The organism is Jatrophihabitans sp. (assembly GCF_051960575.1).
In the GTDB taxonomy this organism is placed as follows: Bacteria; Actinomycetota; Actinomycetes; order Mycobacteriales; family Jatrophihabitantaceae; genus JBQCEE01.
This window is the reverse complement of record NZ_JBQCEE010000376.1, coordinates 1-11,678: the sequence shown is the minus strand read 5'-3', so window position 1 is coordinate 11,678 and position 11,678 is coordinate 1. Positions and strand designations below refer to the sequence as shown.

General features: G+C 72.0%; 10 protein-coding genes. 3 read left to right on the top strand and 7 right to left on the bottom strand.

What is annotated here, in order from left to right; all coding sequences use genetic code 11:
* Positions 1-157 precede the first annotated feature (157 nt).
* Positions 158-322, bottom strand: a complete 165-nt coding sequence (locus tag ACTHMS_RS21010; RefSeq protein ID WP_440308608.1) for a hypothetical protein — start codon at positions 320-322, stop codon at positions 158-160.
* A gap of 122 nt (positions 323-444) precedes the next feature.
* Between ACTHMS_RS21010 and ACTHMS_RS21005 the strand changes: the two genes are divergently transcribed.
* Positions 445-1,392, top strand: coding sequence for a quinone oxidoreductase family protein (locus ACTHMS_RS21005; protein ID WP_440308607.1), 948 nt, complete (start codon positions 445-447; stop codon positions 1,390-1,392).
* A 211-nt stretch (positions 1,393-1,603) separates the two neighbouring features.
* Here the strand turns inward: ACTHMS_RS21005 and ACTHMS_RS21000 are convergent, their stop codons facing one another.
* The 3 genes from ACTHMS_RS21000 to ACTHMS_RS20990 are packed head-to-tail and all read right to left on the bottom strand — an operon-like array spanning position 1,604 to position 4,682.
* The gene (locus tag ACTHMS_RS21000; protein ID WP_440308606.1) at positions 1,604-2,569 is read right to left on the bottom strand and encodes a VWA domain-containing protein; all 966 of its coding nucleotides are present in this window, start codon (positions 2,567-2,569) and stop codon (positions 1,604-1,606) included.
* Positions 2,566-3,534: a DUF58 domain-containing protein gene (locus ACTHMS_RS20995; protein ID WP_440308605.1), complete on the bottom strand. Its 969-nt coding sequence runs from the start codon at positions 3,532-3,534 to the stop codon at positions 2,566-2,568. Before ACTHMS_RS20995 ends, ACTHMS_RS21000 begins: the two co-directional genes overlap by 4 nt.
* The gene (locus ACTHMS_RS20990; RefSeq protein WP_440308604.1) at positions 3,531-4,682 is read right to left on the bottom strand and encodes an AAA family ATPase; all 1,152 of its coding nucleotides are present in this window, start codon (positions 4,680-4,682) and stop codon (positions 3,531-3,533) included. The genes ACTHMS_RS20995 and ACTHMS_RS20990 overlap by 4 nt, the downstream gene beginning before the upstream one ends.
* 70 nt (positions 4,683-4,752) lie before the next feature.
* Between ACTHMS_RS20990 and ACTHMS_RS20985 the strand changes: the two genes are divergently transcribed.
* A complete protein-coding gene (locus ACTHMS_RS20985; RefSeq protein ID WP_440308603.1) occupies positions 4,753-4,971 on the top strand; it encodes a hypothetical protein in 219 nt (72 codons plus the stop codon).
* A 7-nt stretch (positions 4,972-4,978) separates the two neighbouring features.
* On the opposite strand, the gene moaA is transcribed toward ACTHMS_RS20985, so the two are convergent.
* The 3 genes from moaA to ACTHMS_RS20970 form a co-directional block, all read right to left on the bottom strand.
* A complete protein-coding gene (moaA, locus tag ACTHMS_RS20980; protein WP_440308602.1) occupies positions 4,979-5,977 on the bottom strand; it encodes a GTP 3',8-cyclase MoaA in 999 nt (332 codons plus the stop codon).
* Between the two features lie 46 nt (positions 5,978-6,023).
* Positions 6,024-7,463, bottom strand: coding sequence for an NlpC/P60 family protein (locus ACTHMS_RS20975; RefSeq protein ID WP_440308601.1), 1,440 nt, complete (start codon positions 7,461-7,463; stop codon positions 6,024-6,026).
* 266 nt (positions 7,464-7,729) lie between these two features.
* Positions 7,730-8,746 (bottom strand): phosphatase PAP2 family protein, encoded by a 1,017-nt coding sequence (locus ACTHMS_RS20970; RefSeq protein WP_440308600.1) that lies wholly within the window; start codon positions 8,744-8,746, stop codon positions 7,730-7,732.
* Positions 8,747-8,856: 110 nt separating this feature from the next.
* On the opposite strand from ACTHMS_RS20970, the gene acnA reads away from it, so the two are divergent.
* On the top strand, positions 8,857-11,625 hold the full coding sequence (gene acnA / locus ACTHMS_RS20965; protein ID WP_440308599.1) for an aconitate hydratase AcnA: 2,769 nt from the start codon (positions 8,857-8,859) through the stop codon (positions 11,623-11,625).
* Positions 11,626-11,678: the final 53 nt, after the last annotated feature.

Genomic DNA, 11,678 nt, shown 5'->3' with positions numbered 1-11,678 from the left:
AGCAGGGCCGCGATCGTCAGCACGCCGAAGACGTAGATCCAGGACGCGACGTAGACCGGTTGCCGGTCGGGCAGCGCCTGCCCCGGCGGCACGGTGCGCGCGAGTCGTTCGCGGGTCGACGCGGTCCAGTTGCGGCGCGCGCGGCGGGTCGCCGCGGTCATGACCGGGGCTCCTCGTCGTCGTCGTGCGAGGTGGGGAACGGCACCACGAGCGCCAGCACGAAGACCACGATCATCGCGACGATGATCAGCAGGTTGGTGAGCGAGAGCTGCACGACGCCCCAGTGGACGTAGCGGCCCGCAGGCTCGGCGAGCACGGACATCGACGGCCTCCTCCCCCGCGCGTGGCGCCCGGGTGCTTGCCGTCAGCGTCGACCGGGCCCGGCAGCCTGTCCCGGTGCGAACGGCCTCACCCGGTCCCGGGCAGGGGCCCTAGGGTGGGCCCATGCGTGCCATCCAGCTCGACCAGTTCGGCGGACCCGAGACCCTCGTCGTCCGCGAGATCCCCGACCCGGTGCCCGGCGAGGGGCAGGAACTGCTGGGCGTGCTGGCCGCCGGCATCAACTACGCCGACACGCACCAGACCGAGAACTCGTACCTGGCCCAGCAGACGCTGCCGCTCATCCCGGGCGGCGAGGTGGTCGTGCGCGACGCGAGCGGGCGGCGGCTGCTCGGCCTGCTCGGCTCGGGCGGCTACGCCGAGAAGGTCGCCGCCGACCCGCGGCAGTTCTTCCCGGTGCCGGACGAGGTGAGCGACGGCGCGGCGCTCACCACCCTCGTCCAGGGATCGACGGCGTGGCACCTGCTGACGACCTCGACGCACCTCGCCGAGGGCGAGTCGGTGGTCGTGCACGCCGGCGCCGGCGGCGTCGGCGTGATGGCGATCCAGCTGGCGAAGCGGTTCGGCGCCGGCCGCGTCATCGCCACCGCCTCGTCGGAGGAGAAGCGCGCCCTGTGCACCGAGCTCGGTGCCGACGCGGTCGTCGACTCGCGCGCCGCGGACATGAAGGCGGCCCTGCGCGACGCGAACGGCGGCAAAGGTGTCGACGTCGTGCTCGAGATGACCGGCGGCTCGGTCTTCGACCAGAGCCTCGCCGCGCTCGCGCCGCTCGGCCGGCTCGCCGTCTTCGGCATGGCCGGACGCACGCCCCCGACCCCCGTCGACCCGGGACGCCTCATGAGCCGCAGCACCGCGGTCATCGGCTTCTGGCTGGTGCACGTGCTGCAGAAGCCGCACGTGTACGCCCAGACCATCACCGGGCTGCTGCGGCTGCTGGCCGACGGCGAGCTGCGCGCGATCGTCGGCGACAGCTACCCGCTCGAGCGCGCCGCCGACGCCCACCGCGCCCTGCTCGGCCGCGGCACCGTCGGCAAGCTGGTGCTCACGCCCTGATCGTCCGGTCGTCGCCCCCGGCCGACCCGTTCCGCGAGTCCGCGAGTCCGCGCCCGCGCGCCCGCGAAGTGGATCTTGTGCACGGCGCGCGTGACCGTGTGCGCGCCATGCACAAGGTCGCGAGCGCGATCCGGACCTTGTGCAGGACGCGCCCCGACGTGCGCGCGCCATGCACAAGATCGCCGACGGCGCCGGGCGGTGGAGCAGGCGGCTAGACCAGGCGTCCGGCCCAGAGCAGCGACGCGCCCGCGGCGGCGAACAGGGAGATCAGCCCGAGGCCGAACCACCGCCAGCTGTCCTCCTTGTGCGTGGTGGTGTAGCCGATCTGGCTGCCAATGTCCTTGTAGACCGAGCGCAGCTCGTTGTCGCTCGCGGCGGTGTGGAAGCTGCCGCCGGTCTCCTGCGCGATGGCCGAGAGGGTCTGGTCGTCGGCGGGCACCGGGATGGTGCGTCCCTGGTAGGTGACGGTGCCGTCGGGGCGGCCGAAGGCGATGGTCGAGATCTGCACCTTCTCCTTCCGCGCCTCGTCCACGGCCGACTGCACCGAGCGGCCGACGGTGTTCGAGCCGTCGCTCAGCAGCACGATGCGGGCCGGCGGCGGCGTGTCGCCCTGCGCGGTCGTCGACTTCGCGAAGTTCTGGATCGCCTGCAGCGACGTGAAGATGGCCTCGCCGATGGCCGTCGATTCCTGCAGCTGCAGCCCGGCGATGGCGCGTTTCACGCTGTCACGGTCGAGGGTGGGCGGGACGAGCAGGTTGGCCGAGCCGCCGAAGGACACGAGGCCGACGTTGATGCGCGACGGGATGATGTCGACGAACTGCCGCGCCGCGGCCTTGGCCACCGAGATGCGCGACGGTGTCACGTCCGTGGCCTCCATCGACAGCGACACGTCGATCGCGACGACCACCGTCGCCCGCTCGCGCGGCACCTTCGCCTCGGCCGACGGGCGGGCCAGCCCGAAGGTCAGGAACAGCAGCGACAGCAGCACCAGCGCGAACGTGAGATGCCGTCGCCAGCCGGGCCGCTTCGGCGCAACGGAGCCGAGCAGCGCGACGTTGCTGAAGCGGGCGACGTACTTGCGGCGCTGCAGCTGCACGCCGACGTAGGCCAGCGCGAGCGCGAGCACCGCGACCAGCAGCCACAGCCACTTCGCGGACAGGAAACCGGACGGGATCATCGAACACCTGCTCCGACCGCACCGACCACGAAGTGCCGCTGCGTGAGGACGAACCGGACGACATCACCGACCCAGTCTCGGTCGGTGCGGAGCTGCAGATGGGCGGCGCCGGCGTGCTTCAGCCCGAGCCCGATGCGCTCGCGCTGCTGCTGCGCCGCGGCGGCGTAGCGGGCCCGCACCTTCGCGTCCGAGGTCTGCACCTCGAGGAACTCGCCGGTCTCGGTGTCCTGGAAGGTCACCAGGCCGGCGGCGGGCAGTTCGAGCTCGCGCGGGTCCAGCACCTCGACGCCGAGCAGCTGGTGGCGCGCCGACAGCGCCCGCAGTGGACGCTCCCAGGCGGGCGGCGCGGCGGGGTCGGCCCCCGTCTCGAGGAAGTCGGAGACGACTGCGACCAGACCCCGGCGCCGCTGCGGCCGGCGCAGCGACTCGAGCATGCGGGCGAGGTCGCCCGTGCCGCCGGTGGTGGCACGCGGCGTGGCCGCGATCCGCCGGACGAGGGCGCGGGCGTGGGTGCGGCCGCCCTGCGCCGGCACGGTGAAGGTGTCGGCGCCGTTGCTGACCAGCGCGCCGACGCGGTTGCCACCGCGCACGGTGAGGTGGCAGACGGCGGTGATCGCGGCAAGCACGAGTTCGCGCTTCTCGCTCATGCCGGTGCCGAAGTCCATGCTCGGCGACATGTCGACGACCAGCCAGGTCTCGAGCTCCCGGTCGGCGACGGTCTGCCGCACGTGCGGGGTCATCGTGCGCGCGGTGACCGGCCAGTCCATGCGGCGCACGTCGTCGCCGGCCACGTACTGGCGTGACTCGCCGGCCTCGCTGCCCGGGCCGGGCACGAGACCGAGGTAGTTGCCCTGCAGCAGCCCGTCGAGGCGGTTGCGCACCGCCAGTTCGAGCTTGCGCAGCAGCGGTTCGGCCGCCTCGAGATCGAGCGTGGGGCCGTGATCGAACTCGCGGGGCTCGCTCACGCGGTGCGTTCACCCCACGGGTTCGGCGGCTGCTGCCCCGGCAGCGCCTGCCCGGGCGGCGGTCCCTGCGGTCCCTGCGGTCCCTGTGGCACCGGACCGCGCGCGACCTGGCCGACCTGCGGCGGCGACATCTCGACCGGGCCGCCGGCGCGCTGCCGCGGCGCGACCTGCGGCAGCGGCACCGTCTGCAGGATGCGCCGCACCGCGTGCGCGGCCGGCACGCCGTCGGCGATCGCGTCGTAGCTGAGCACGAGGCGGTGCGCGAGCACGTCGACGGCGATGTCGAGGATGTCCTGGGGCAGCACGTAGTCGCGTCCGCGCATGAGCGCGAGCGCGCGGCCGGCCGCGATGAGCCCGAGGGACGCACGCGGCGACGCGCCGTAGCTCACCCACTGCGCGACGTCGTTGAGGCCGAGCTGCTGCGGCGTGCGGGTGGCGAGCACGAGGCGCACGACGTAGTCGACGAGCGCGTGGTGCACGAAGACGCGTCCGGCCGTCTGCTGCAGCCGCTGCAACTCGTCGGTGTTGATCACCGCGTTCGCGACGGGCGGCTGCACGCCCATGCGGTAGACGATCTCGCGCTCCTCGGCGGCCGTCGGGTAGTCGACGACGACCTTCATGAGGAAGCGGTCGCGCTGCGCCTCGGGCAGCGGGTACACGCCCTCGCTCTCGATCGGGTTCTGCGTGGCCAGCACCAGGAACGGCTTCGGCACGTCGAAGCGGACGCCGCCGATCGTCACGTGCTTCTCGGCCATCACCTCGAGCATCGCCGACTGCACCTTCGCCGGGGCGCGGTTGATCTCGTCCGCCAGCACGAAGTTGGCCATGATGGGCCCGAGCTCGGTGTCGAACTGCTCGGCGCCGGGGCGGTAGATGCGGGTGCCGATGATGTCCGACGGCACGAGGTCGGGCGTGAACTGCAGGCGCGAGAACGAGCCGGTGACCGTCCGCGCGAGCGTCTCGACGGCGAGGGTCTTCGCGACACCCGGCACGCCCTCGAGCAGGCAGTGCCCCTGCGCCAGGACGCTCACCATCATCCGTTCGACGAGCCGCTCCTGGCCGACGATCACCCGCTTGACCTCGAACAGCACCCGCTCGATCGCCGACGCGTCGGCGGCGGGGGTCTGCGTCTGACCGGGCTGGGTCACGGGCGTCCTCACTTCACAGGCGGTCGGGGCGACGGCTCAACGGTACGTGAGCCGGGTCTAGCGTGCCTGTGTGTTCGTCACGGAACCCGGGCCCGCCGACGGGCCGCCCCAGTGCTCGGCGAAGGGGTGCCGCCGCGACGCCACCACCGACCTCCGGTGGCGCAATCCGCGCCTGCACGACGCCGCCCGGGTGAAGCACTGGCTGGCCTGCGACGAGCACGCGACGACCCTCGGCGACTTCCTGTCCGTCCGCGGCTTCCTGCTCGGCTCGGAGCCCTTCGCCCGCTGAGCCGAAGTCAGCCGCCGATGGCGGACATCGTCCGGGTGGGCTGGACGAAGCCGATGCTGCTGATCCCGTGCCCGGCCTGCTTGCCGGCCACCGCGGTGGCGATCAGCTCGGTCAGCTCGGCGTCGGTGGCGCCGTCACGCAAGGGGGCGCGCAGGTCGGTCTCGGTCTGCGCGAACAGGCAGGTGCGCAGCTGGCCGTCGGCGGTGAGCCGCAGCCGGTCGCACTCGCGGCAGAACGGCCGGGTCACCGACGCGATGACGCCGGTCGTGCCGAGCCGCTCGCCGTCGCGCGAGAACACCTCGAACTCCTCGGCCGGGGCGTGGTCGATGTGCCCCACCGGACGCAGGTCGTACTGCGAGGCGAGCACCCGCAGGATCTCCTCGGCGGTCACCATCTCCTCGCGCGTCCAGGTGTGGTCGGCGTCGAGCGGCATGTGCTCGATGAACCGCATCTGGTAGCCGTGCTCGAGCGCCCAGGCCAGCAGCGCCGGCGCCTCGTCGAGATTGCTGTCGCGCACGAGCACCGCGTTCACCTTGACGGGTGCGAGGCCTGCCGCGGCGGCCGCCGCCACGCCGGCGAGCACGTCGGGCAGCCGGTTGCGGCGGGTCAGCGCCGTGAACTTCTCGGGGTCGAGCGTGTCGACCGAGACGTTGACGCGGTCGAGCCCGGCCTCGACGAGCGCGGCGGCCCGGCCGGCGAGGCCGATGCCGTTGGTCGTGAGCGAGAGCTCGGGGCGCGGCTCGAATGCGGCCAGCTGCGCCACGATGTCGACCAGGGTCGGGTGTGTCAGCGGCTCGCCGCCGGTGAGCCGGATGCTGCGCACCCCTGCGTCCACGAAGACCTTCGCGAGCCGCACGATCTCGTCGTCGGCGAGGCGCTGGGTCTTCGTCAGCCACTGCAGCCCCTCGGCCGGCATGCAGTACGTGCAGCGCAGCGAGCAGCGGTCGGTGAGCGAGATGCGCAGGTCGGTGGCGATCCGGCCGAAGGCGTCACGCAGCTCGATCATCGTTCCAATCTACGGACCGGACGCGTTCGTGTCAGATCAGGCCGAATCAGCTCAGCGGGCGGGTGGCGCCGAAGAAGTCGCCGTACTCGTAGAGCGAGGCCGTGCGCACCCACGCGCCGCTGTACGGCGCCTCGATGATCTGCTGGCCGCCGATGTAGAGCGCCACGTGGTGGATGCCCCCGATCGTGCCGTCGGAGCTCCAGAACACCAGGTCGCCCGGACGCAGGTCGCCGGCGCCCGGGTGGTACGAGCCGGCCATCACGTACTGCGACGCGGCGTAGTGCGGCATCGACAGGTACGGGCCCCAGGCGTACATGGCCAGCCCGGAGCAGTCGTAGCCGTACACGTGGCAATCGTTCGGGGCGTCGTTGCTCGGGTCGCACACGCCGTAGGTCGGCCCGCTCGCGTTGCCGCCGGCCCACGCGTACGGCCAGCCAAGGGTGCTCATGGCCCGGTTCACCGCGGTCTGCGCCTCGCCGGACGTCCAGCCGCCGCCCGACGGCGCGATCGGCACTCCGCCGCCACCGCCGCCGCCGCCGCCGCTCGACGAACCGCCGCCTCCGCCGCCGCCCTGGTGCTGCTGCTGCTGTTGTTGCTGCTGCCGACGGCGCTGCTCCTCGGCGATGCGCTGGGCGCGCTCACGCGCCAGCCGCTCCTGCCGGGCCTTCTCGGCGGCGATGCGGCGCTGCTCGGCGACGTAGGCCTCGTACTGCGCGCGCTGGTTGTTGAGGTCGGCCAGTTGCGACTGCGCCTGGCTCAGCGCCGACTGGCTCGCGGCCAGCGTCGTCTGCAGTTCGGCCTGCTGGCTGCGTGCCGCGTCCACGGCCTGTTTGGCCGCGAGCTGCGCCTGCTTGGCCTGCTCGGTGAGCTGCTGCTGGCGCTGCTGCGCCCGGCGGGCGGCCGCCTCGGCGTTCGAGCGTGCGATCGTGGCCCGCTGCATGGCGCCGATGGCGTCGACCTGGTTGAGCGCGGCGTAGTTCTGGATCGCCCCCTGCTCGAGCAGGGCGTCCGGGTCGGTGGCCGTCAGCAGCGTCTCGGCGGTGCCGCCCCCGAGCGTCGGCGACTCATAGGTGGCCTGCAGGTAGCGCACGAGGTCGTGCTCGGCGCTGGCGGACGCCTCGTTCGCCGCGGCGACCTTGGCCTTCGACTGCTTCACCTGGACGATCGCGTCCTGCAGCTGCGAGTAGGCGTACGCGTACTTCTGCTCGGCGAGCTCCTGCTGGCCCTGCAGTTGCTGCAGCTTGTTCTGCATCTGCGCGATCTGGCCGCTGAGGGCGCCGACCCGGTCGGCGAGTGAGTTCTTCTTGGCCTGGGCGGCGCTGAGCTGGCCGTCCGACGGGTTCACCGGCGGGTCGGCGAGCGACACCGCGGGCGCCGCGACGAGCAGGGTGCCGAAGGTGGTCAGGGCGAGCGCGGCCCGCAGGGCCCGGCGGGCGCCCACGGCCGTCGGGCGGCGTTGCGCGCCCTCCGGATGGGGTCGATGCACGACGGTCGGCCTTCCTCACCACGGGCAGGATCCGGACCAGACTGCCACTTGAGTCACACCAGTGTCCAGACGTCACATTGACACCGGACACAACACCCATCGGCCGGACGCGCCGGAGGCTGAGCCGCCGGACCAGGCGGGGCGCGGCTGCTTTGCCCCGGAGCAGCGGAATTTTCGCCGCCGATGCCCCGGCGCTGCGGGACAAGGCGCCCCGAGAACCCGGCGCTGCGGGACAAGGCGGCGGGCGGCGGAAGGTGCGCGCAGGCCTAACCGGCGGTCGCGGCCGCGGGGGCGGGTTCCGCCAGCGGCGCGTGCTCGCCCAGCCGGTGGCCGTCGTGCCGGGCCGTCCACCAGCGGTCGGCGCGGGCGACCAGCCAGGTCGTGATCGCGGCGTACACAGCTCCGGCGACCAGGTCGAGCACCCAGTGCTCGCCGAGGTAGACGAGGGCGAAGCCCATCGCCGCGGGGTAGAGGGCGAGCAGCCAGCGCCAGCGCGTGCGCAGCCGCCCGGCGATCGCCGCCGCCACGAGCACCGCCATCGCGAAGTGCAGCGACGGCATCGCGGCCACCGGGTTCGACCCGCCCGACTGCGCCTGGGTCAGCAGGCTCTCGACGTCGCCGAGGTGGAACCAGCTCCAGCCCCGGGGCGAGAGCCGCTCGACGGCCGGCGTGAGGCCGTCCTGCGCGGCCAGCCACGGCGGCGCCTCGGGGAACAGGATGTAGGTGATCAGCCCGAACACCGACAGCACGACCACCCGGGCGATGTAGCGCAGCCAGTAGACGCGGTCGCGCAGCCACAGCACGGCGGCGAGCACTGGCGTCGCGACGAAGTGCGAGGTGTAGACGAGGGTGAGCAGCGCGTCGTACCAGTGCACGTGCGCCGCGTCGTAGAGGTGCTGCTGCAGCCAGACCGTGGGTTCGGTGCCGCCGAAGGTCGCCTTCTCCCAGCGGACGATGTCGTGCTCGTGCACGGCGATGCCCAGGCTGTCGGCCAGCCCGCGGGTCTTGTCGTAGCCGACCAGCACCGCGGTGAACGGTGCCCAGTCGAACACCACCTGCAGGCTGCGCCGCCACCCGCGTCCGAGGCACCAGATCAGCAGGCCGAGCACGGCGACGAGCGTCAGCGCGAAGACGCTCTTCGGCACGCCCCGCAGCGCGACGTAGGTGACGATGCCGGCGACGTAGAGGACGCCGACCGCCCGGCGGATCAGGGTCCAGCGGGCGTCGTCCGCAGCGGGGGTCACCAGCGACGGTGCACCCACCTCCGCCGCGTCCTGACCCACGGCCGGAGTTTACGGTGGGCGGTGGTGCTGACCCCGCGTCCGACACTGGCGGTTGCCAGCCCCGATGAGATATCTTGACGTCAAGATAATTCGACGACGAGGAGCGGAACGTGCCGGCAGACAGCAGCAACAGCTTCGGGTCCCGCGAGAAGCTGACGGTCGGGGACGCGTCCCACGACTACTTCCGCATCGACAAGGTGGAGGGCTCCGAGCGGCTGCCGTTCAGCCTCAAGGTGCTGCTCGAGAACCTCCTGCGCACCGAGGACGGCGCGAACGTCACCGCCGAGTCGATCAGCGCGCTCGGCCGCTGGGATCCGAACGCCGAGCCCGACACCGAGATCCAGTTCACCCCCGCCCGCGTCGTGATGCAGGACTTCACCGGCGTGCCCGCGGTCGTCGACCTCGCCACCATGCGCGAGGCGGTCGTCGACCTCGGCGGCGACGCCACCAAGATCAACCCGCTCGCCCCGGCCGAACTCGTCATCGACCACTCGGTCGTGGCCGACCTCTTCGGCACCGCGAACGCCTTCACCCGCAACGTCGAGCTCGAGTACGAGCGCAACTTCGAGCGCTACCAGTTCCTGCGCTGGGGCCAGACCGCCTTCGACGAGTTCAAGGTCGTGCCGCCGGGCACCGGCATCGTGCACCAGGTCAACGTCGAGTACCTCGCCCGCGTCGTCTTCGCGCGCAACGGGCTGGCCTATCCCGACACGCTGGTCGGCACCGACTCGCACACCACGATGGTGAACGGCCTCGGCGTGCTCGGCTGGGGCGTCGGCGGCATCGAGGCCGAGGCGGCCATGCTCGGCCAGCCCGTCTCGATGCTCATCCCCCGCGTCGTCGGCTTCAAGCTGCGCGGCGAACTGCCCGAGGGCTCGACCGCCACCGACCTCGTGCTCGTGATCACCGAGATGCTGCGCAAGCACGGCGTCGTCGGCAAGTTCGTCGAGTTCTACGGCGAGGGCGTCGGCGCGGTGCCGCTGGCCAACCGCGCCACCATCGGCAACATGAGCCCCGAGTACGGCTCGACCTGCGCGATCTTCCCGATCGACGACGAGACGCTGCGCTACCTGCGCTTCACCGGCCGCAAGGACGAGCAGATCGCGCTCGTCGAAGCGTACGCCAAGGCCAACAACCTCTGGCACGACCCGTCGGTCGAGCCGGCGTTCAGCGAGACCCTCGAGCTCGACCTGTCGACGGTCGAGCCGTCGCTCGCCGGCCCGAAGCGCCCGCAGGACCGCGTGCCGCTGAACCGCGCCAAGCCGATGTTCCGCGAGGCGCTCACGAACTACGTCGACGGCGACTCGGTGCAGGACGCCGTGGACGAGTCGGTCAGTGAGACCTTCCCCGCGAGCGACCCGATCAGCCCGGACGAGGCCGCCGCGCCGGTGCACTCGGCCGCGACCGGCGCCACCGGACGCACGTCGAAGCCCACCGCCGTCACGCTCGCCGACGGCACGAGCTTCGAGCTCGACCACGGCGCGGTGACGATCGCCGCGATCACGTCTTGCACGAACACCTCGAACCCGTCGGTCATGGTCGCCGCCGCGCTGCTGGCGAAGAAGGCCGTCGAGCGCGGCCTCAGCCGCAAGCCGTGGGTCAAGACCACCCTCGCGCCGGGGTCGAAGGTGGTCATGGACTACTACGACCGCGCCGGCCTGACGCCCTACCTCGACAAGCTCGGCTTCAACCTCGTCGGCTACGGCTGCACCACCTGCATCGGCAACTCGGGCCCGCTGCAGGAAGAGATCTCGGCCGCGGTGAACGACGCCGACCTCGCGGTCGTCTCGGTGCTCTCGGGCAACCGCAACTTCGAGGGACGCATCAACCCCGACGTGAAGATGAACTACCTCGCGTCCCCGCCGCTCGTCGTCGCCTACGCGCTGGCCGGCTCGATGGACATCGACATCACCACCGAGCCGCTCGGCACCGACAGCGACGGCAACCCGGTGCTGCTCAGCGACATCTGGCCGTCGCCGAGCGAGGTGCAGTCGGTCATCGACGAGGCGATCGCGTCGGAGATGTTCACGAAGGACTACGCCGACGTCTTCGCCGGTGACGAGCGCTGGCAGGGCCTGCCCACGCCCGAGGGCTCGACCTTCGAGTGGGACGCGAACTCCACCTACGTCCGGAAGCCCCCGTACTTCGAGGGCATGCAGCGCGAGCCGGCGCCGGTGAGCGACATCCACGGCGCGCGGGTGCTGCTGAAGCTGGGTGACTCGGTGACCACCGACCACATCAGCCCGGCCGGTGCCATCAAGGTCGACTCCCCCGCCGGCAAGTACCTCGCCGAGCACGGCGTCGAGCGCAAGGACTTCAACTCCTACGGCTCGCGCCGCGGCAACCACGAGGTGATGATCCGCGGCACGTTCGCCAACATCCGCCTGCGCAACCAGATCGCGCCGGGCACCGAGGGCGGCGTGACGCGTGACTTCACCAAGGACGGCGAGGTCACCTCGGTCTACGACGCGTCGGTGAACTACCAGGCTGCGGGCATCCCGCTCGTCGTCCTCGCCGGCAAGGAGTACGGCTCGGGGTCCTCGCGCGACTGGGCGGCCAAGGGCACCGCGCTGCTCGGTGTCAAGGCGGTCATCGCCGAGAGCTACGAGCGCATCCACCGCTCGAACCTCATCGGCATGGGCGTGCTGCCGCTGCAGTTCCCGGACGGCGAGTCGGCCGAGTCGCTCGGGCTCACCGGTGAGGAGACCTTCGAGATCACCGGGGTCGAGGAGCTGAACAACGGCACGACCCCGCGCACGGTGCACGTGAAGGCCGGCGACACCGAGTTCGACGCGCGCCTGCGCATCGACACCCCGGGTGAGGCCGACTACTACCGGCACGGCGGCATCATGCCGTTCGTGCTGCGCTCGCTGCTCTAGTCAGAGCCCGCGTCCCAGATCGAAGGAGCGCCGTGGTCGGCAACCGACCACGG

Excerpts from the sequence above, each read along its gene's own strand:
- ACTHMS_RS21010 (WP_440308608.1), bottom strand. The coding sequence starts at position 322 with ATGTCCGTGCTCGCCGAGCCTGCGGGCCGCTACGTCCACTGGGGCGTC.
- ACTHMS_RS21005 (WP_440308607.1), top strand. The coding sequence starts at position 445 with ATGCGTGCCATCCAGCTCGACCAGTTCGGCGGACCCGAGACCCTCGTC.
- ACTHMS_RS21000 (WP_440308606.1), bottom strand. The coding sequence starts at position 2,569 with ATGATCCCGTCCGGTTTCCTGTCCGCGAAGTGGCTGTGGCTGCTGGTC.
- moaA (WP_440308602.1), bottom strand. The coding sequence starts at position 5,977 with ATGATCGAGCTGCGTGACGCCTTCGGCCGGATCGCCACCGACCTGCGC.